Annotated in this window: 11 protein-coding genes; 4 read left to right on the forward strand and 7 right to left on the reverse strand. The window is 72.9% G+C overall.

What is annotated here, in order from left to right; translation table 11 throughout:
- Positions 1-111: 111 nt before the first annotated feature.
- The 7 genes from ACMATS_RS07785 to ACMATS_RS07815 form a co-directional block, all read right to left on the reverse strand.
- Positions 112-267: a hypothetical protein gene (locus tag ACMATS_RS07785; RefSeq protein ID WP_414167430.1), complete on the reverse strand. Its 156-nt coding sequence runs from the start codon at positions 265-267 to the stop codon at positions 112-114.
- A gap of 52 nt (positions 268-319) precedes the next feature.
- Positions 320-1,873: a hypothetical protein gene (locus tag ACMATS_RS07790; protein ID WP_414167431.1), complete on the reverse strand. Its 1,554-nt coding sequence runs from the start codon at positions 1,871-1,873 to the stop codon at positions 320-322.
- 122 nt (positions 1,874-1,995) lie between these two features.
- Complete coding sequence (locus ACMATS_RS07795) at positions 1,996-3,165, reverse strand: glycosyltransferase (protein WP_414167432.1); 1,170 nt, start codon at positions 3,163-3,165, stop codon at positions 1,996-1,998.
- On the reverse strand, positions 3,162-3,983 hold the full coding sequence (locus ACMATS_RS07800; protein WP_414167433.1) for an alpha/beta fold hydrolase: 822 nt from the start codon (positions 3,981-3,983) through the stop codon (positions 3,162-3,164). Before ACMATS_RS07800 ends, ACMATS_RS07795 begins: the two co-directional genes overlap by 4 nt.
- A gap of 3 nt (positions 3,984-3,986) precedes the next feature.
- Positions 3,987-4,244, reverse strand: a complete 258-nt coding sequence (locus tag ACMATS_RS07805; protein WP_390779875.1) for an acyl carrier protein — start codon at positions 4,242-4,244, stop codon at positions 3,987-3,989.
- A 77-nt stretch (positions 4,245-4,321) separates the two neighbouring features.
- Positions 4,322-8,893: a type I polyketide synthase gene (locus ACMATS_RS07810; protein WP_414167434.1), complete on the reverse strand. Its 4,572-nt coding sequence runs from the start codon at positions 8,891-8,893 to the stop codon at positions 4,322-4,324.
- Between the two features lie 2 nt (positions 8,894-8,895).
- Positions 8,896-15,789 (reverse strand): SDR family NAD(P)-dependent oxidoreductase, encoded by a 6,894-nt coding sequence (locus tag ACMATS_RS07815; protein ID WP_414167435.1) that lies wholly within the window; start codon positions 15,787-15,789, stop codon positions 8,896-8,898.
- 539 nt (positions 15,790-16,328) lie between these two features.
- On the opposite strand from ACMATS_RS07815, the gene ACMATS_RS07820 reads away from it, so the two are divergent.
- From ACMATS_RS07820 to ACMATS_RS07835, 4 genes are all read left to right on the forward strand, one after another.
- Positions 16,329-17,468 carry an amidase domain-containing protein gene (locus ACMATS_RS07820; RefSeq protein WP_414167436.1) on the forward strand — a complete coding sequence of 380 codons (1,140 nt, stop codon included), beginning with the start codon at positions 16,329-16,331 and terminating at the stop codon, positions 17,466-17,468.
- Positions 17,468-18,754 (forward strand): hypothetical protein, encoded by a 1,287-nt coding sequence (locus ACMATS_RS07825; RefSeq protein WP_414170672.1) that lies wholly within the window; start codon positions 17,468-17,470, stop codon positions 18,752-18,754. The genes ACMATS_RS07820 and ACMATS_RS07825 overlap by 1 nt, the downstream gene beginning before the upstream one ends.
- A 46-nt stretch (positions 18,755-18,800) precedes the next feature.
- Positions 18,801-19,697, forward strand: coding sequence for an esterase/lipase family protein (locus ACMATS_RS07830; RefSeq protein WP_414167437.1), 897 nt, complete (start codon positions 18,801-18,803; stop codon positions 19,695-19,697).
- Between the two features lie 68 nt (positions 19,698-19,765).
- The gene (locus tag ACMATS_RS07835) at positions 19,766-20,671 is read left to right on the forward strand and encodes an esterase/lipase family protein (RefSeq protein ID WP_414167438.1); all 906 of its coding nucleotides are present in this window, start codon (positions 19,766-19,768) and stop codon (positions 20,669-20,671) included.
- Positions 20,672-20,728 lie beyond the last annotated feature (57 nt).

Consider the following 20,728-nt stretch of genomic DNA (forward strand, 5'->3'; position numbering starts at 1 on the left):
CATGGTTGATCGACTTACCGGATGGTAGCGAAGGCATGCGCACGGCAGAACAGCGGGAACCCTTGGTCCTGTGGTCCTGCGTCCGGAAACTCGGGGTTTCCGCTGCCGGAGTCACTCACTGCGGGTCCGCGCAGGGCGGCGCTGGGTGTGGTGGGGCCAGAGGAAGGTGGCGGAGAGGAGGGTGATGGCGGCGCCGAGGAGGTTGTTGCCGAGCCGCCAGGCGGAGTCGGCCACGACGAGCCCGCACTCGACGGCTCTGCCCCACACGGACGACGCCCGGTCTCCCCGGCGTTGCCCGGTGGGGCAGAGCGGCGGTGTGTCAGCGGCGCCAGGGCTTCCAGCCGCCGGACTGGTCCTTGTCAGCCGGTGGTGTGTCGTCCTGCGGAGTGCGCGGCTGGGGGATCTGTATGGATCCCTTGCCGTGGGCGAGTTGCACCTCGCGCTGCACCTTGGGCATCGGCAGGCGCACCGCGAGCACCTGCACTCCGCCGATCTTCAGGTACGGCATGGCCCATCCCTCCAGGTCGACTCCCGCGAACAGCTTCCAGTCGGCGTTGGCCGCGGCCTTGCCCTCGGTCGACCCGCGGGCCCCGCCCTTGACCTCGGTGCGCACGTACGGTGCGGCGACGTCGCCCTTCACGCCCACGCTGCCGTAGAGGCCGAGGTTCGCCTCGGTGCCGAAGCGGACCTTCGCGTTGACGGCGGCCGAGGCGCTCGCCTTCAGCGTGCCGGGGGTGAAGTCCGCCTTGGCCTCCGGCTGCCAGCCCTCGCGCAGGCTGAACGCGGAGCCGAGGGCGAAGTCGCCCTTCACCGGGTCCTGTTCGATGTCCAGGGTCGCCCTGCCATCGGCGTCGATCAGGGCGTAGCAGGTGAGGTCGATGTTGACGGTGACCGGAAGTTCACCGATGTAGAAGGTCGGGTTGGCGTGCAGGACGACGAACGGCACCCGCACCGGCTTGCCGTTGGTCGTGGGGGACGTCCGCCCCTTGAAGTGGAATCCCGAGGACCAGTCGCCGCTCAGCCGCAGGCCGGCCCCCGACGGGCCGTCGCCGGAACCGCGGCCGTTGTAGGTGAAGTCGACCTCGGGTGCGAGCTGCACGAAGCCCTTGAGCGACGCCTTGGTGGGGCTTTCCACCCCTTCCCCCTTCGCGCTCTTCTCCGTATCGAGCGCGGTGTCGACGTCGACGCGCAGGCTGCCGAAGGGCAGTTTGAGGCCCTCGGGTCCGGCGTGGACGTTGCCGCGCTTGGCCCAGGAGACCTTCACCCCTGGAACGAGCGAATCGGCCGTGAAGCCGGACGGGTCGACGGGCAGCTTGTTCTCGACCTTGGTGTCGCCCAGCACCGTGGAGAGATCGACCGGGGCCGTACGGACCTCCGTGCCCTTCGAGGTTTTCTTCTCCACCTTCGTGACCTTGGCCAGGACGCCCTGGGGCGCGCCGGGCACGGGCTTGCTGGCGACGATGTCGCCCACGGCGACGGGCTTCTCCGCTGCCGGAGTTGCCGGAGTCGCAGAAGTCTCAGGCGTCGCCGACTGCCCCGGCATGGCGGACGCGCTCGGGGTGGGCTGCGTGACGGTCCGGGAGATGACGGCGCGGCCGCTGTCCCGTTCGATGGAGTCGACCTTCACCGGCGACTTCTGCGCCTTGATGCCACCGCCCGCCGGAATGGACACCGCGCTGGGCCCGGATCCCCCGGAAGAGGATTTGTCCTGGCTGAGGTCGGGCTTGGGGAAGGCACTGGTCTCGATGCTGCTCGGTGCCTCGCCCGAGGCGTTGGTCGAGTCGTCTCCGAAAGGCGAGCAGCCGGCCAGGGCGAGTGAGAAGGAGGTGAGCAGCACTGGTGTCAGTGCCGCTCGTCTGCGGAAGTTACGCATAGGGGATCCTCGTGGATGGGTGTGAGGGATGTCGGATTTCCCCGCACGAGTGGTGGCGGGAACATGTCACCTCAGGGCATGGGCGGAACCTCTCGTTCGGCAGAACCGGCAGGGCCGGCGGGTCAGTTCGCCCCCGTCGCCAGGGCTTCGAGGTGCCCTGCCGCGGCCGCGGCGCCCCCCGCGGCGCGGAACGACGCGCGCACCCTCCCGGCCGCCTCGCGGCAGCCGGGCTCGCGGAGGACGGTGTCCAGCGCCGCGCCCAGCACGTCGGCGGTCGCCCGGTTGAACCGGACCCGTACGCCCGCCCCGGCGTCCGTCACCTGGGCGGCGACGGCGGGCTGGTCGTCCCGGATGGGCGCGACGACCAGCGGGAGGCCGTTCCACAGCGCCTCGCACACCGTGTTGTGCCCGGCATGGCAGATCACCGCGTCGCACCGTTCCAGCAGGGCCAGTTGGGGAACGTGCGCCCGGACCAGCACCCGGTCGGCGAACTCCGGCACCGTGCCCGTCGGGTCGACGATCACCGCCTGCGCCCGGTCCGGCCGTCCGCGCAGCGCCTCGGCGCACGCGGCGAGGAAGCGGGGCGCCGCCTCGGCGTTGGCCGTGCCGAGGGTGATCAGCACGGTGGGCGTCCGGGGGTCGAGCCGGTGCCAGGGGAAGTCGTCCGCGGCCGGGCGGGCGGCGAGCGACGGGCCGACGAACCGGACCTGTTGGCCGATGGACGGGACCGGCCCGGCCAGGGCCTCGGTGCTGAAGGCCAGCACCAGCCGGTCGGACAGCCGGGGGTCCGCGGTGCTCCGGGGGTCGCCGATCCGCCGCCGCAGCTCCCCGATCAGCCCGGTGATCCAGGCGTCGACCTTCGGCAGGCCGGACAGCGAGGTGAAGCCCGCCGTGGTGGTCGCCGAGGTGGCCCACACCAGCCCCAGCCGCTCGGCCACGAGGCCGCCTGCGACGGCCTGTTGGTCGGCCACCAGGACGTCCGGCCGGAACTCCCCCACGGCCGACCGCACTCCGGGCGCCATGTGCTCGGCGAGCGGCCCGAGGAACCGTTCCCACAGGAACTTCAGCGCCGCCGGGCCGCGGAGCGAGGGCGGCCGCAGCAGGGCGGGGTCGGCCAGGTCCGGGGAGGCGCACCGGAACACGGTCGCGCCGTCGCCCACCAGCGGTCCCACGACCTCCGGCAGTCCGGCCCAGGCCACCTGGTGCCCGCGCCGGGCCAGTTCGGCGGCGACGCCGACCGTGGGGTTGACGTGCCCGGCCAGGGGCGGCACCACGAAGAGGAAGCGGCTCACCGGCTCACGTCCCCGGCCGCCGGCGCGGGCGCGTGCGCGCGGATCCACTCCAGGATCAGGTCGCCGGTCAGCTCCGTGGCGCCGACCAGGACCCAGTGCTCCTGGTCCGGCACCACCACGGTGCAGCAGCGCGGCAGCAGTGACCCCAACCAGTCGGCCTGTACGGCGAGTTCGGACTCGGCCCCGTAGAGGGCCAGCACCGGGCAGCCCACCGCACGGATGGCGTCCTCGTCGAGGACCCGGCTGGCGGGGACGTCCCGCACCGTGGTGGTGGAGTGCAGCAGCCGGGCGGCCGACCGGATGCGTTTGGTCACGTGCTTGCCGTGCTTCTCGGTGAGTTCCGCGAAGAGCCCGTCGCGGGCGAGTTCCTCCGCCCCGCGCGCGAGGTTGGCCGCCATCTTGCGGGACCAGGCGCCGGTGGCCGGCTCCGACTCGATCAGCGAGACGCTGGCCACCCGGCCGGGGTGCAGCTCCGCGTATCCGAACGCGATGGTGCCGCCGTAGGAGTTGCCCACCAGGTGCACGGGGCCCGCGGGGGCCAGGCGGTCGAGCAGGGCCTCCAGGTCGTCGAGGTGGTCGTCCAGCCGGTAGCCGGCCGGCGGCTGTTCGCTGCGGCCCTGCCCCCGCAGGTCGTACATGATCACGTCGAGCCCGGCCGCGGCGAACCTGGGCGCCAGGGTGAAGTAGTAGCTGATGAGGCTGTCGATGAGCATCCCGTGGACGAGCACCACGGTGGGCGGCGGTGCCGTGCCGTTCGTCGTACGCGCGGGCATCCGTTCCACGTGCACCGCAAGGCCGTTGGCGTCGATCATGGCCATGGGTCACCGCTCTCCGGGGGCCCGCAGGCAGCCGGCGATGTGCTCGACGAGCTGTCCGACCGTCAGGCCGATGATCTCCTCCAGCCCGAGCCCTGCCAGGTACTCGGCGAAGTTCACCGACTCGCCGTACCGCGCCTGGAGATGGCCGCCGAGGGTGACCAGGTCGATGCTCTCCAGGTCCAGGTCGTCGTGGAACCGGGTGCCCATGGTGATCCCGACGTCGTCCAGGTCGCCGTAGTCGCCGAGGACGGCGCGGAGCATGCCGCCTACCTCCTCGAACACAGCCTCCTCGAACACGGCCTGCCGGGCCTCGGCGGCGGGCGCCGCCTGGCTGCTGCTCACTTGGAATCTCCTTGGGTTGCCGGTCCAGCGCACTCCGTGGACCTGTGGTTCCGGCCGGGGGTCCGGCCCGCAGCGCAGCTGCTGTGAGAGGCGGCGTCCCCCGGGGAAACGCAGCACTGCTGCTTCTCCTGTCGATCGTCTTCCGGGTGCCCGGCCGTCGGCCCGGTGGTCCACGCGACCACGTACTCCCTCTCCGGCAGTCCCTGCGGGTTGGTGACGGTGCGGCAGCGCACCGGGTACCGGCGGCCGCCCGCGGCCACCACCAGGTCGTCCGGCCGGGCCTCGACGACGGCGAAGTCCTTCGGGCGGCCCCGCAGCCCGGTGCCCTCGGCCTTGGCCACCGCCTCCTTCGCCGCCCAGAACCGGGTGAACCACAGGGGTTGCGGTTCACCGGTCCGGAAGCAGACAGCGATGAGGAGTTCGCGCTCGGCCTGGCCGAGGGCGGCGGCCAGGGTTCCCGGCGGCCGGTGGGTGACCTCCTCGACGTCGATGCCGACCGGCGCCGGGCGCCCGTCCGTGCCGCGCGGCCGGACCAGGGCGACCGCGGCCTCGGCCCGGTGTGCCAGCGAGACGTCGAGGGCGGGGAGGACCCGGCCGTGCACGCCGGTGACCCGCGGACGGCCGGACGCGTCGTTGGCCACCCGGAGCTCGGCGGGGAAGACCGGCCCTTCGCCGTGCTCCCACAGCCACCGGCGGACCGCGTCCTTGGCCGCGATCCGGCCGAGCAGCCACTGGCGGCGGCCGCCCGGCGGGCGCCGCTCGTGGTCCTCGCGCTCGGCGGTGCCGAGGTGCCGCCGCAGCACGAGGTCGCGGGACGCGAGGTCGCGGCACCCGTCGAACAGGAGCACCCAGCCGCCCGGTTGGACCGCGGAGAGGGTGTGCCGCCCGGGGAACCGTTCCTGCGCCTTGGTGTCCGTGCGGCTGTCGAACCGGTGGTCCTGCCAGCCGCCGATCTCCACCCGGACGCGACCGTCCACGAGCAGCTGCACGTCCGCCTCCACCGTGGCGTCCGTGACCGAGACGATCCTGATGAGGCACTCGACCCGGGTGCCGGGCGCCGGGTGCGGGCCGAAGAACCGGATGTGCCGCACGCGGACGGGGAACACCAGGGTCCGCTCGGTCAGGGTGGCGAGGATCCAATACCCCAGCAGCTGCCCCACGTTGTCGAGCAGGGCACCCGGCGCGGACGGGGCGGTGAGCACGCCGCGCACGTGCGCGTCGCCGACCGCCGTCAGCTCGGTGACGCCCTGGAACGCCGGGCCGTGGAACATCCAGCGGTCCTCGTACAGTTGCCCGGCCGTGATCTCAGGGGACCGTTCCTCCGCGGGCGTCCAGCGCCAGGGCCGGGGCGCGCCATCCGGGTACCGGTCGGCGAGTTCCACCTCGCCCTGCGCGTACGCGCCGAACGTCACACCGGCCCGGCCGGCCCCGCGCACCTCGACCGTCACGGGGACATCGACGGCGGGGGCCGCGGCCACCCAGCGGTTCAGCCGCAGCTCGTGCACCGCCACCGCGGTCGTCCCGGGCCGGGCCCGTCCGGCGTGCTCCATCATGTGGTGCAGCAGCGTCGTGGCCGGGACCACCGGCCACCGGTCGGCCTCGTCCGGCCAGCCGGGGCGCTGCGCGAAGAAGCAGTGGTCGCGCAGGTACGGCATGGTGTCCGTGGACACCCGCAGCACGGTGCTCACCGTGGGGACCGTACGTACCGCGGCGGCGCGGGACACCGCGACGGCCGTGTCGGCGGTGTCCTTCAACAGGGCCCGCAGCTCGGCGTCCAGCGGGGAGGCGTCCGGGGCGGGCGGCGCCGCACCGGGGTCCGTGCCCTGCCGGACGGCGAGGGCCGAGCGCACCGCGGCCACCGTCTCCCGGTCCAGGGACACCAGTCGCCCGCCCAGGTCCAGCCGCGAGGGCGGCATCCGGCGGGCAGCGGCGGCGGCCGGGCCCACGGGGGCCGGACCGCCCCCGAGGTCCGGGTCGCCGCCGGCCGTCCACAGCGCCGTGGCGACCCGGAGCAGCTGCGCCGTCCCGTCCCGGTGCGGGGAGTCGGCGGCCACCACCAGGTGCGGGCGGCCGCGCAGGGTGCTCTCGACGAGCGAGCCCACCTGGCCCGTACCGGCCTGGACGAAGACCCGGAAGCCGGCCGCGTACATGGCCTCGATCAGCGGGCGGAAGCGGACGGGCTCCAGCAGGTGGCGCACGAAGAGGTCCCGCACCTCGGCCTCGTCGCCGGGGTACTCCGCGGCCGTGGTCGCCGACCAGACGGGCACGGTCGGCCGGTGCAGCGCGAACAGGTCCGCGTAGTGCCGGATCTGGTCGAGGTAGGGGGCGAGCATCGGCGTGTGGAAGCCCGAACGGAACGGCAGGACCCGTCCGATGACGCCGCGCGCCCGGAAGTGCCGTACCAGGTCCTCCACTTGGGCGGGCGGACCGCAGACCATCGACTGCTCCGGAGCGTTGTCGTGCGACAGCACCACCCTGGGACGGTCGGCGAGCGCGGCGGAGACCTGCTCGGCCGGTGCGCCCAGCGCGGCGAAGGACAGCCCGGCCACCCGCACCTGGTCCGGGTCGAAGGAGCGGGTGAACGCGTCGACCGCGTCCCCGGCGTACAGCCCGGCGGTGGCCATGGCCGTCCACTCGCCGATGCTGTGGCCCGCGACGGCGTCGGGCACGATGCCCGTCCGGCGCAGCGCGGCGTCCAGCACCCGCCCCACGGCGATGACTCCGGCCCCGTGCCGTCCGACGTCCGCCACGTCGGCCCCGGTCCCGCCGAACCCCGCGGGCAGCAGGGCCGAGAGGCCGAACCGTTCGACGACGTCGCCGATCCGGGGTCTGAACTCGGCCTCCAGGCCCGGGAAGACGAAGGCCAGCTTCCCGCCCGCGGGACCGCCGAGCAGCGGCTCCGGGGAGAACCACACGTCGCCGCGCCCATGCCAGGGCGAGCCCTTGGCCACAGCTTTCCGTGCCAGGGCGAGGCGCTCGGCCGTCGGGGCGACGACGCCCAGCCGGGTGCGTCCGTCGTGTACGGACCGTCGCGCGCGGACGGCGGCGTCCTCGGCATCCAGCAGCGCGGCGAGCTCCTCCGGGGTGTCGGCGGCCAGCCGCAGCACCTGTTCCGGCTCCCGGACCGTTGCCGGTGAACGGTGCGAACCAGGAGGTGCTTCCAGCACCACATGGGCGTTGATCCCGCCGAAGCCGAACGCGTTGACGCCCGCCCGCCGGGTCCGCCCGTCGCCGCTCTCCCAGTCCTGTGCCGCGGCGATCGTCCGGAAGCGGGTGCGGGCCAGGGCCGGGTGGGGCTCGTCGCAGTGCAGGGTCGGCGGCAGGACACCGTGGTGCACCGCGAGCGCCGCCTTGACCAGACCGGCCACGCCGGCGGCCGGCATGGTGTGCCCGATCATCGACTTCACGGACCCGAGCACCGGCCGGTCCCCCTCGCCGCCCGGGCCGAACACCTCGGCCAGCGTGGCCAGTTCGGCCGCGTCCCCCGTGGGGGTGGCGGTTCCGTGCGCCTCCAGCAGCCCGACCGACCCCGGTGTCGCGGGGTCCAGCCCCGCCTCGCGCCAGGCCGCCCGTACCGCCTTCACCTGGCCCGAGGGGTCGGGGGCGACGAGGCTGCCACTGCGGCCGTCGCCGGCCACTCCGGTGCCGCGAATGACGGCGTAGACGCGGTCGCCGTCGCGCAGCGCGTCGGAGAGGCGCTTGAGGGCCACCACACCGGTGCCCTCGCCGATCAGCAGCCCGTCCGCGTCCCGGTGGAACGGGCGGATGCGCTGGCTCGGCGACATCGCACGCAGCCGGGAGAACAGGGACCACAGCGTGATGTCGTGGCAGTGGTGGACCCCGCCCGCCAGCACCAGATCGCAGCGGCCCGCGGCCAGTTCGCCGACCGCCTGGTCGACCGCGACGAGCGAGGACGCGCAGGCGGCGTCCACCGTGTACGCGGGGCCGCGCAGGTCGAGCCGGTTGGCCACCCGGGAGGCGGTCAGGTTGGGCACCAGGTTGATCGCCTGCTCGGGCTCGTCCGGCCCCAACTGCTCCGTGTACGCCCGCCGGACCCGCTCCAGCAGCCCGGCGTCCAGCTCGGGCAGCAACTCCGTGAGGGTGCGCAGCAATTGGTTGGACGTCTGGACGGACTGGGTGCCGCGCGCCATCCCGGGGGACAGATAGCCGCCCCGGCCCAGGATCACCCCGATCCGGTCCCGGTCGGGCAGCCGGGCCTCGCCGCCCGCGTCCGCGATCGCCTCGGCGGCCACGTGCAGCGCGATGAGCTGCTCCGGTTCGGTGCCCGGCACCGAGCTGGGCATGATCCCGAACCGGGTCGCCTCCACCTCGGCCAGCTCGTCGACGAATCCGCCGCGGCGGCAGTACACCCGGTCCGCGCGGCCTGCGGCGGCCGCCGGGTCGTAGAAGGAGGGGTCCCAACGCCCGGACGGGACCTCGGTGATCGCGTCGAGACCCGCCGTCAGGTTGCGCCAGTACGTCGCGAGGTCCGGCGCGCCGGGGAAGAGGACGGCCATGCCGACGATGGCGACGGGGGGACGGCCCGTTGGTGTGTGAAGCGTGCTCATCCTCACCAGCCCGCTGCGGTGTAGACCACGGCGTCGGCCGATTCCTCGCCCCAGGCGAGCTCGCGCAGCAGGCACAGCGCCCCCTCCTCGGGGTCGACGAGTCCGATGCCGCGCCGCGCGTACTCCCGGGCGAGCTCGGGGGTCACCATGCCCGCGTGCTCCGCGTCCGGCGCCCAGGGTCCCCAATGCACCGTCAGCGTGCGGCACTTCGACTGCTCCGCCCACCGGCCGCCGAGGGACTGCAGGGCGTCGTTGGCGGCCGCGTAGTCGGCCTGGCCGCGGTTGCCGAGGACGGCCGCGATGCTGCCGAAGAACACGGCGAACCTGGGGGCCTGCGGCAGGCCGTCCAGCGCCGCCAGCAGGGTGTGCGCGCCGTCGACCTTGGTGGAGTAGACCCGGCGGAAGGAGTCGGGGTCCTTCTCGGCCAGGACCTTGTCCTCGATGATCCCGGCCGCGTACAGCACGCCGTCCAGCCGGCCGTGTTCGGCGTGGACGTCCGCCACCAGGCGGCGCACCGCCTCGGGGTCCCGGACGTCCGCCGTGTGGTAGCGCACCGGGCTGCCCAGGTCCCGCAGTGTGTCGAGGGTGCGGCGGACCTCCCGCCGGGCCAGGATCTCCGAGACCTCCCGTTCGATCCCGGCCGGGGAGCGTTCGCCCTTTGCGGCCAGGGCGGCCCGCAGCGCGGCCCGGTCCGGGGCCCGCAGGATTGCCTCGTCTTCGGGAGCGTCCGACAGGGCGGTCCGGCCGGCCAGTTCGATACGGCAGCGGGAAGCCGCCGCGAGCGTCGCGGCGATCCGCGCGGAGATGCCCCGGGCCCCGCCGATCAGCAGCACCACCGCGTCCCGGTCCAGACCGAGGGCGGCCGCCTCGGCCGTACCGTCCCCGGCCGGGCCCGCGCCGCGGTCGCCCAGGGCACCCAGGCCGGCGGCCGCGGTTTCGATGCCGAACCGAACGCCGTCCGGCGACCACAGCACCACCGGGGCCGGTTCCTCGGCCGTCAACTCGCCCACCAGTGCGGCCGCCACCTCGTCGACGGTCAGCTGCGGGGCCAGCTCGACGAACCGGGCGAGGGTGTCCGGGTACTCCCGCGCGACGGTCCGGAACAGGCCCCGCAGCCCGTCCGCCCGCCCGTCGGGATCGGCGGACGCGGCGGGTGCGGCCGCGAGCAGCCAGCGCGGCGCGCGCCGCAGCGCGGCCTGGAACACCGGGAAGGAATCGGGCAGGAGCGGCCCGCCGCCGTCCTGCGACAGCGCCTCCAGGTGGAACACCCCGTCCAGCGGGCCGTCCTCGTCCGTGAGCAGGTGGTCCGGCGGCAGGACGACCGCCTCCGCACCGTTGGCGCCCAGCCGGGCGGCCAGCGCCTCCGGCACCGGTCCGGCACCGCCGATCAGGGCGAACCGGGTTCCCTGCAGTACCGCGAAGTCCCCGTCGGGGGACGGGAGACGGACACTGCGCAGGACGAGCCTGCCCGGCGCCTCGCCGGTGACGGCCGGGCCGGGGTCCTCCGCGGGGGCAAGGGTTCGCTGCGCGGAAGCCGCTCCCCCGGAGGCCGTTCCCCCGCCGGGCAGCCGCGCCTCCAGCAGCTCGGCGATGCCGGACGCCGTGCGGGCCTTGGAGACCGCCTCCAGCTCCGCGTCGTCGAGCCGGGGCAGGGAGGTCCGGTCGGTGCCGAAGCCCAGCCGGGCGGCCAGCTCGCCGACGATCTCGACCCGCTTGATGGAGTCGATGCTCAGGTCGGCCTCCAGGTCGAGACCGGGCTCGATCATGTCGAGGGGATAGCCGGTGCGTTCGCTGATGATGTCCAGGACAACGGCCAGCACGTGCACGTCCGCCGGTACCGCGGGCGGCGCAGCCGGGGACACCGCGGGGACGGCAACGGGAGCGGGCTCGGGCACGGCCGACCGGAACGTTTCCGGCACAGGCACAGGCACAGGCGCGACCGGCGGCACGTCCGCCGCCCCGCCGAGGTAGGTCAGCAGCACGTCACGCTGTGCGGCGACCAACTCCCTGCTGGTGCGCAGGAATTCATGGACCATCCGGTCACGGTCGTCCGCCGTGCCACCGTCCTGGGCACGTATCACTGTCATCTCCTCCATCGGAATGCGTCGGGCGGGTGCGAGCGAGCCGGGCAGCAGGCCACCGTCGCGGGTGCGGGTCAGCTGCCCGTTGACGATCCAGCCGGGTGCCGCGGGGCAGGTCCCGGGGACGGCTTCGACGCTGTCGCGCCCCCGGTGCGTCCAGCCGGTACGGACGGGAACGCCGGCGACGGCGAGCCGGGCGAGCAGGACCAGGAAGCCGCGCAGCCCCGGGCCTTCGGGCCCCTCGCACGCCACCGCGGTGTGCGGGCGGTCGCCGAGGATCCGGCCCACCAGGCCCGTCAGCACCGCACCCGGCCCGGCCTCCACGAAGACCCGGGCACCGGCCTCGTACATCCGCTCGATCTGCTGCACGAAGCGCACGGGGGAACCGATCTGGGCCGCCAACTCGGCCCGGATGTCGTCCGGTTCGCCGGTATGGACGGCAGCCGTCCGGTTCGCCCACACCGGAATCTCCGGTGCCGTCACCTGCCGGGCGGCGAGAGCTTCGGCGAACCGTTCGCCGGCCGGGGCCACCAGGGGGCTGTGGAAGGCACACGCCACCGGCACGGGCGTGGCGCCCAGACCCCGCTCGCGCAGCCGGAGCACCGCCGCCCCGACGTCCTCTACGGGACCGGAAATCACGCTCTGCCGAGGCGCGTTGTGGTTCGCGACGACCACCCGGTCGGCCAGTCCGGCCGCCCGCAGTTCCTCGACGACGTCCTCGTGCCCGGCCGCCACGGCGGCCATGGTCCCCGGCTCCGCACCGGCGGCGGCCAGGATCGCCTCCGCGCGTGCCGTGCTCAGCTCCAGCAGCGTCTCCGGGTCGAACGCCCCGGCCGCGCACAGCGCGACCAGTTCGCCGTAGCTGTGCCCGGCCACCGTCGCGGGCCGGACGCCGGCCCGGCCCAGCAGTTCGCACACGGTCAGCCCCATGATGCCCAGCGCGGGCTGGGCAATCCTGGTGTCGGTGACCCGGGCACGCCGCGCCTCCTCGGCGGCGGGGTCGAAGGCGGTCGGCGGGAAGATGATGTCCGCCCACTCGTCACCGGTCCGCAGATACCGCTGGACCTCCGGGAAGGCGATGAACAACTCGGCGAGCATGTCCGGCCGTTGACTGCCCTGGCCGGGGAAGAGGAACGCCACGTCACCCCCAGGCCCCTCCGACCCGTCCGGCTCCGCGCCGAAGACCCCCGCCCGGGGATCGTGCTCGCCCTCCCGGGCCCGTTCCAGCAGCCCGGGCAGCTCGTCCAGGTCACGGGCCACGACCGCCGCCCAGGCCGGTTTCCGGGATGCGTCGGCGCGCCGGGCGGCGCTCAGCGCCAGGTCGCGCAGCCGCCAGGAACGGCCCTTCCGGTCGTTCTCCGCGACCAGTTCCAGCAGCCGGCCGATCTCCCGGGCGGCCTCCGCCCGGTCGGCGCCGTGGAAGACGAACAGCTCCGCCGGCCAGGCGTCGAGCCCGTGCCGGGGCGGCGGCCCCGCCTCGTGCCCGCGCAGCACCACGTGGAAATTGGTGCCGCCGAAGCCGAACGCGCTGACCCCGGCGACCCGTTCACCGGGCGCGGCCGGCCACGGGCGTGCGACGGTGTGGAAGGCGAACGGGCTGCTCTCCGCCTCCCAGGCCGGGTCGGGCCGGGTCAGCTGTGCCGTGGGCGGCCTGACGCCGGTGTGCAGGGCCAGGGCCGTCTTGATCAGGCCGGCGAGTCCGGCGGCGCACTTGGTGTGCCCGATCTGGGACTTCACCGAGCCGAGCGCGCATCCGCCCGGCGCCGCCCCGGCCTCGGTGAACACCGAGGTGAGCGTGGCGAGTTCGGTGCGGTCGCCGACCACCGTCCCGGTGCCGTGCGCCTCCAGCAGGCCCACCTCGGCCGGCGGGATCCCGGCGTGGCGGTAGGCCCGTTCCAACGCGGCGCGCTGGCCCTCCGGGCGGGGGGCCGTCAGCCCCAGGGACCTGCCGTCGCTCGAACTGCCGATGCCCTTGACGACCGCGTAGACGCGGTCGCCGTCCCGCTCGGCGTCCGCCAGCCGCTTGAGGACGACGCAGGCGACGCCCTCGCCGAGCGCGATGCCGTCCGCCGCGCTGTCGAAGGTGCGGGAGCGGCCGGTCGGGGACAGCGCGTGCACCGAGGAGAACAGCAGATAGTCGTTGATCCCGTTGTGCAGGTCCGCACCTCCGCACAGGACGAGGTCGCTGGTGCCGGCGGACAGTTCCTTGCACGCCACGTCCACGGCGGCGAGCGAGGAGGCGCAGGCCGCGTCCACGGTGAAGTTCGTGCCGCCGAGGTCGAGCCGGTTGGCGATCCGTCCGGCGATGACGTTGGCCAGCATGCCCGGGAACGAGTCCTCCGTCAGTCGCGGGAGTTGCTCGTCCAGCCCGGGCGGCAGTTTCCCCAGGTAGGCGGGGAGCACGGTGCGCACGGTGGTGGCGTTCGACAGGTCGCTGCCCGCCTCGGCCCCGAACACGACCGAGGTCCTGGAGCGGTCGAAGGGGCGCTCCTCGTAGCCGGCGTCGCGCAGCGCGCGCCGCGCGGCCTCCAGTGCGAGCAGCTGCACCGGCTCGATGCTGCCGAGCGAGGACGGCGGGATGCCGTAGCGCAGCGGGTCGAAGGGGATGTCGGGCAGGAAGCCGCCCCACTTCGACTCCGTGCGGGCGGACTCCGTGCGGGCGCCGTCCGCTTCGGGCGCGTAGTGCAGTTCCGGGTCCCAGCGCTCCGGCGGCACCTCGCCGACCGCGTCGGTGCCCGCGACCACGTTCGCCCAGTAGGCGGCCAGGTCCGGGGCGCCGGGGAACATGCAGGCCATGCCGACCACGGCGATGTCGAGCGGGGCCGGGACGGGCTCCGGGGCCTCCTGCCGGAAGCCCTCGCGCAGCCGCCGGGCACGCGCGGCGAAGAAGCCGGCGGCCTCCGCGCTGACCGCGGCGTGCAGTGCGGGGACGGTGGTGACCGCGGACCGCAGCACGGCCACCTGGCCGGCCATGAACATGCCCTCGGTCAGCTGCCGGGACTCGTCCACCTCCGTGAGCGACTCGCCGGTCCGCTCCACGCCCTTGCTGGCGATCCTCAGCCGCCCCACGTTGAGCTGTTCCAACCGCTCCCACGCCTGCCGCTCCGGGACGCCCCGCTCCCGCAACTGCTCCTTGGCGCCGCGGAATTCGTCCGTGAACGGGCTGCTCACGCAGCGCGTGGCGTGCCCGGGTGCGGTCTCCAGCAGCTCGGTCCGCCGCGCCGCCAGGACCTGCCGCTGGAACGGCGGCCGCACGGCACCCCGGTCCACCGCCTCCTCGGTGAACAGGTAGGCGGTGCCCATGAGCAGTCCGACGGCCACTCCGCGGGCGGTCAGCGGCGCGGCGAGCGCGGCCACCATCGCGGCCGACCGCTTGTCGTGCACGCCCCCGGCGAAGAAGACCCTCAACTCCGCGGGGTCCGCACCCTCCGCGGTGTCCAGGAATTCCTCCAGCACCTCGGCCTGCGCCTCCCACAGCGCGAAGCTGCTCCGCGGTCCGACGTGGCCGCCGCACTCCGAGCCCTCGAAGACGAACTTGCGCGCGCCCGCGTCCAGGAACTGCCGGAGCAGCCCGGGCGAGGGCACGTGCAGGAAGGCGTCGACGCCTGCCGCCTCCAGCTCGGCCGCCTGCGCGGGACGGCCGCCCGCGACGACGGCGCAGGAGGGCCGGATCTCCCGGACGAGTTCCAGCTGCACGGCCTTGATGTGCGCGGGCGCGAAGCCGAGGATGCCCACGCCCCAAGGGCGTTCGCCCAGTTCGTCGCGGGTCTGCTCCAGCAGGGTCCGCGCCTCCAGCGGCCCGGCGAGGGCCAGCGCGAGGAAGGGCATCCCGCCGTGGCCGGCGACGGCGGACGCGAACCGCGCCTGGTCGCTGACCCTGGTCATGGGCCCCTGGGCGACGGGCAGCGCAGTGCCCAGCGCCCGGCTCATCGGGGAGCCGCGGAGCAGTGCGTCCGCGGCGGCGTCGTCGCGCACGGCCTCCCCGATGGCGGCGGTGACACCGCGGACGGCCGCGCCCACATCGCCCCAGCGCCGCGCGAACGAGGAGGCCAGGAAGCCGTCCTGGCCCACGGGGAGCAGCCGGGTCCGGGGGTCGTCCGTGCCCAGCAGCCGGGCGACTTCGCCGGGGGCGTCCGGCAGGGGCGGCGCGTCCGGCCCCCGGCGGCGCAGCACCCGGTATCCGGCGGCCGTCACGGTCTCGGAGCCGTCCATGGTCCGGACGGCGGCCGCCGCTTCCTCCGGGACGCCGGATTCGTCGAGCAGTGCGAGCTGGGTGTCCAGGACGACGCCTGCCGCGCCGCCGACGACGGCGGCCGCCGCGGTGTGCGGCCCGATGCCCCCGCAGGCCCAGACCGGCAGGCCGGGTCCGGGGTCCGCCACCAGCTGCTGGAGGAGGACGAAGGTGCTCAGCTCGCCGACCCGGCCACCGGCCTCGTTCCCCCGGGCGACGAGACCGTGCGCCCCGGCGCGCGCGGCCGCCAGGGCCGCCTCGTAGTCGGTGACCTCGACCAGGACGCGGTGCCGGCCGGCGGCGAGATCGCCCGGGGCCAACTCGGCGTCCGCGCCGAGCAGTACGGTGTGGACGCCTCCATCGGCTGCCAGGTCGTCCGGCCCGAGCGCGCACCCCGCCCCGACCCGCACCCCGAAGGGGCCCGGCACCCATTGCCGCACCAGCTGGAGGGCCGCGCGGGCCACGCGGCGCCGGCCCCTTCCGAGGTCGAGCACGCCCAGCCCGCCGGCACGGCAGACCGCCGCCACCAGGCGCGGATCGGGTTCGCCGAACGGGCTGACGCCCAGGATGGTTTCTGTGGACACGAGCACTCCGTGAGGCAGGAGAGAGGCAAGAGGGTCGTTCGGGAGCACCGGGGACACGCGGGAGCGTCGGACGCCCCAGGCCGGAGGGACGCCGCTGTCGGTGCCGCTGTCGGCGTCGTTGCCGGTGAGGTGGGTCGAGAGGTGCGTGACGGTCAGAGATCGTCACGGAGAGAGCACGAAGAGAATGCGGCCCACTTCCCCGGCGGGCCTGGCTGGATCATTGCATGGCAGGGTGTGAATGGAATACCCCGTTCAGCGTTGTCCCGTGAATGTTGTACGTCACATCCATGCTGGTTGCGGGAAACCCGCAAGGGAATTGCGGCAAGCCCGCAGCGGGTACGGAATTGCCGCAGAATAAGTCCGTACCAACTGCGGCGAGAGCCTCAACCAGGCCATCATCGTTGTGAATTGACTGAGCATCAGATCCGAGTCGAATTCCGCCGGAAAATTTCCCCCGCCCCGAGGTTGCCATTCCGGATCCTTGTGCGAAGATTCCTTCCGCCCGGCTCGAAAAGGGCCGGACGGAGAAAAGGGGTCCTGTGAAATCATTGACGCTCAGATCCGCTGCCGGAGCGGTCGCCTGCCTGGCGGTCTCGGCCGCGCTGGTGCCGGCGTCCCCCGCGGGGGCGGAGGCCCGGCCCGGGGGCGTGGACAAGACGACGGCCGAATCCCTCGGCCGCATAGCGGGTGTCGTGCTCACCGACCGGACGGCGGCGATCGTCGACGGCAAGGTGACCGGGCACGCCACTGCGCCGTCCACGAAGAAGGCGCGCGTCTCGTCCGCGACGGCGCGTTCGGAGAAGTCCGTCGTGTCCTCGCTGCACCAGCGCAGGACGCAGCTCAAGGCCCTGGGCGAGGCGTACTCCGCAGGCGACACCCGGGTCTCGGTGGACCGGACCGCCGTCGACGGCAAGAAGGCCACGGTGCGGGTGACCGAGACCACGCAGCTGACCTACCGGAAGATCCGCGGTGACGAGCCGGGCACCACCGGCTTCCAGGCCCACCACGAGCTGGACTTCGCCGCCGCCGGCAACGGGGCGTGGGAGCTGACCGACGTCAAGAATCTGGACGAGATACCGCAGATCAACGCCCCCGCACCGAAGGCGCCCGAGGTGAAGGCCGCAGCGGGCGCGAGCGACATGCCGAACGCGCCCGAGGCGAGTGTCTGGCCGTTCCCCAAGCGGCTGCCGAAGGACACGAACACCGGCCTCGACTACAAGGCGATGGCCGACTACGCCGAGAAGTACTGGAAGAACTACAACCCGGACTACCGGGCCTACCCGCTGGGGACCGGCGGCGACTGCACGAACTTCGTCAGCCAGGCGTTGAAGGCGGGCGGCTGGAAGCACGCCCCCGGCAAGGCCGGTGACTACACGAAGTGGTGGTACGGGTCGGACGCCCAGTCGGATTCCTGGACCGGCGTCAACGAGTGGTCCTGGTTCGCGCAGAACTCGGGCCGGGTGAAGCCGCTGAAGTACGTCTACCAGATGGAGGTCGGCGACGTCCTCCAGGCGGACTTCGACCGTGACGGCTCCAAGGACCACACGATGCTGGTGACGTACCGCGACGCTCTCGGCACCCCGTATCTGACGTACCACTCCTTCGACACCTACCGGCGGTCGATGCTGAGCCTCTCGGTGACGCTGCCGTTCACCAAGTGGTACGCGTACCGCACCTGATGCGTACGGCGCGCGGCGCGGTGGTCCTGGTGACCGGGACCGCCCTCATGCTCGGGCTGCTGTCGGGCTGCGGATCCGGTGGGGACGGGGAGAGGGCCGCGCTCTCTCCCTCCGCCGGCGCCTCGTCCGCTCCCCCGTCCGTTTCGCCGGCTCCCACTCCGTCGGGGTCGAAGACGGCGGACCCGGAGGAGAAGGAGAAGAAGGAGGAGAAGTGGGACGGAAAGGTACGGGTCCTGGGCGACGGTTCGACGTCCTTCACCGGCCCGCAGCCGCACCAGCCCAAGCCGGAGAAGCTCAAACCGGGCGAGAGGCCGCCGCAGTTCGTGGTGTTCTCCTGGGACGGCGCGCTCCAGGGCGACGACGAGCAGTTCTCGCACTTCCGTGAGGTCGCCAAGGAGAACAACGCGCAGATGACGTTCTTCCTCACCGGCACTTATCTGCTGCCCAAGTCGAAGGCGTCGCTGTACAAGCCGCCGCAGCACAAACCCGGTGAGATGGCCATCTCGTACGCGACCGACCAGCACATCCGGGACACCCTGGAACAGGTGCGCGGCGCCTGGCTGGAGGGCAATGAGATCGGCACGCACTTCAACGGGCACTTCTGCGGCGCCAAGGGCGGCGGCGACTGGAGCGTCGCCGAGTGGAAGAGCGAGATCGAGCAGTCCTACTCCTTCGTCGAGAACTGGAAGACCAATACCGGATACAAGGACCTTCCCCAACTGCCCTTCGACTACCGCAAGGAGCTGGCAGGCGGCCGGGCTCCCTGCCTTGAAGGCCAGAAGAACCTGCTGAAGGCCGCCAAGTCGTTCGGCTGGCGCTACGACGCGAGCTCACCCGGCGACTTCCAGCTCTGGCCGTCCAAGAACGACGGCATCTGGAACTTCCCGCTGCAGCTGGTTCCTTACCCCGGGACCGAGCAGCAGGTCCTCTCCATGGACTTCAACTTCCTCTACAACCAGTCCGGTGACAGCACCAAGGGCGATCCGGCCAAGTACGAGCAGTGGCGCAAGCTGACCCGGGACAGCTATCTCAACGGCTTCGAGCGCGTCTACAACGGCAGCCGAGCCCCGCTGTTCATCGGCAACCACTTCGAGGACTGGAACGGCGGCATCTATATGAAGGCCGTCGAGGACGTCGTGAAGTCGGTGTGCAGACGCGACGGCGTGCGCTGCGTGACCTTCAAGCAGCTCGCCGACTGGCTGGACGTCCAGGATCCCCAGGTCCTGGAGAAGATGCGCCGGTTGGACCCGGCGCAGTCACCGGACTGGAAGTCCCTGGTCAAGTAACTCCCCATCCCCTGCCCCACCCCCACCCTGTGAGGTACGTACCCCCATGCCCCCGCACAAGAGATCGTTCCGCGGCGTCGCCGTCGTCGCCTCGGCGCTGGCGCTGACCGTGTCCGCCGGTGCCGCCTCCGCGTCCGCCAGCCCGGCCGACGCGAAGACCGGCAAGGCCGGCAAGACCGTCACCAGTGGCTGGAACAACTGGTCCTGCAAGCCGTCCGCCGCCCACCCCGACCCCGTCGTCCTCCTCCACGGCACCTGGGCCAACCAGCTGGACACCTGGTTCGTCCTGGCTCCGGAACTGGCCGCCCAGGGCTACTGCGTCTACTCCCTCGACTACGGCAAGCTGCCCTACATGCCGGGGCTCAACGGCCAGGGACCGATCGTCAAGTCGGCCGGAGAGGTGTCCGCGTTCGTGGACAAGGTCCTCACGTCCACGGGCACGAAGAAGGTGGACATCGTCGGTCACTCCCAGGGCGGCGGCCCCCTGCCCCGTTACTACATGGAGTTCATGAACGGCGCCTCCAAGGTCGACAAGCTCATCGGCCTGGCCCCGGACAACCACGGCGCGACCGCCTCCGGGCTGAGCACCCTCGGCCGCAAGGTGCCCGGCGTGAGCACGGTGCTGTCCCTCTCCGTCCCCGGCGTGGAGGACCAGAGGGTCGGCTCCGAGTTCATGAAGAAGCTGAATTCCAAGCCGGACACCGTGCCCGGAGTGGCGTACACGGTCATCTCGACCAAGTACGACGAGATCGCCACGCCCTACAAGTCGCAGCAGCTCTCGGGCCCGAACGTGCGCAACGTCGTGGTCCAGGACCTGTGCAAGCTCGACGTCTCCGAGCACATCGCGCTGGGTCTGGTCGACCGCATCGCCTTCCACGAGGTGAAGAACGCGCTCGACCCTGCGCATGCAACCCCCACCACCTGCAAGTCCGCCGTCAGCTGACCCCGCCGGCCGGCCCCTTCTTCCGTCACGAAGTCGGTTTCCTCATCCCCCACTTGCGAGGTAGCTCCATGTCCGTACACAGAAGCTCCATCCGCAGAAGAACGCTCCGCGTCCTCGCCGGTGCCGTCTCGGCGCTGGCCCTGGCCCTGTCCTTCGGCGCCCCCTCCGCTTCCGCGGCCGATACGAAGACGGGCAAGGCCGAGAAGACCGTCACCAGCGGCTGGAACGACTGGTCCTGCAAGCCGTCCGCCGCCCACCCCGATCCCGTCGTCCTGATGCACGGCACCTTCGGCAACTCCTGGGACAACTGGCTCGTGCTGGCCCCGTACCTGGTCAAGCGCGGCTACTGCGTCTACTCGCTCGACTACGGGCAGAAGGCCGGGGTGCCGCTCGTCAACGGCCTCGGATCGATCGAGAAGTCGGCCGGGCAACTGTCCGCGTTCGTGGACAAGGTCCGGCAGTCGACCGGCGTCGAGAAGGTGGACCTGGTCGGCCACTCCCAGGGCGGCGGCCCCCTGCCGCGCTACTACCTCAACTTCCTGGACGGCGCCGGCAAGGTCGGCAAGCTCGTGGGCATCGCCCCCGACAACCACGGGACCACCGTCTTGGGAATGACCAAGCTCGTGGACACCGTCCCCGGCGCGCGCAAGGTCTTCTCCCTCACCCTGCCCGGGGTGGAGGACCAGCTGGTGGGTTCGGAGTTCCTGAAGAAGCTGAACTCCAAGCCGGACACCGTGCCGGGGGTGCAGTACACGGTCATCTCGACCAAGTACGACGAGATCGCCACCCCGTACACGTCCCAGTTCCTGGACGGCCCGGACGTGCGCAACGTCGTCCTCCAGGACCTGTGCAAGCTCGACATCTCCGAGCACGCCGCGATCGGGACGATCGACACGATCGCCTTCCACGAGGTGGCCAACGCGCTCGACCCGGCCCACGCGACCCCCACCACCTGCAAGTCCGCCGTCAGCTGACACCTGACGCCCTCCGTACCGGCCCGGCCGCCGCAGCACGGCGGCCGGGCCCCTGCC

The sequence above is a fragment of the Streptoverticillium reticulum genome (assembly GCF_047456005.1).
In the GTDB taxonomy this organism is placed as follows: Bacteria; Actinomycetota; Actinomycetes; order Streptomycetales; family Streptomycetaceae; genus Streptomyces; species Streptomyces reticulum.

What these genes read in the sequence shown, in the direction of transcription:
- ACMATS_RS07825 (WP_414170672.1), top strand. Translation starts at nt 17,468, where the DNA reads ATGCGTACGGCGCGCGGCGCGGTGGTCCTGGTGACCGGGACCGCCCTC.
- ACMATS_RS07805 (WP_390779875.1), bottom strand. Translation starts at nt 4,244, where the DNA reads ATGCTCCGCGCCGTCCTCGGCGACTACGGCGACCTGGACGACGTCGGG.
- ACMATS_RS07830 (WP_414167437.1), top strand. Translation starts at nt 18,801, where the DNA reads ATGCCCCCGCACAAGAGATCGTTCCGCGGCGTCGCCGTCGTCGCCTCG.
- ACMATS_RS07810 (WP_414167434.1), bottom strand. Translation starts at nt 8,893, where the DNA reads ATGAGCACGCTTCACACACCAACGGGCCGTCCCCCCGTCGCCATCGTC.
- ACMATS_RS07835 (WP_414167438.1), top strand. Translation starts at nt 19,766, where the DNA reads ATGTCCGTACACAGAAGCTCCATCCGCAGAAGAACGCTCCGCGTCCTC.
- ACMATS_RS07790 (WP_414167431.1), bottom strand. Translation starts at nt 1,873, where the DNA reads ATGCGTAACTTCCGCAGACGAGCGGCACTGACACCAGTGCTGCTCACC.
- ACMATS_RS07800 (WP_414167433.1), bottom strand. Translation starts at nt 3,983, where the DNA reads ATGGCCATGATCGACGCCAACGGCCTTGCGGTGCACGTGGAACGGATG.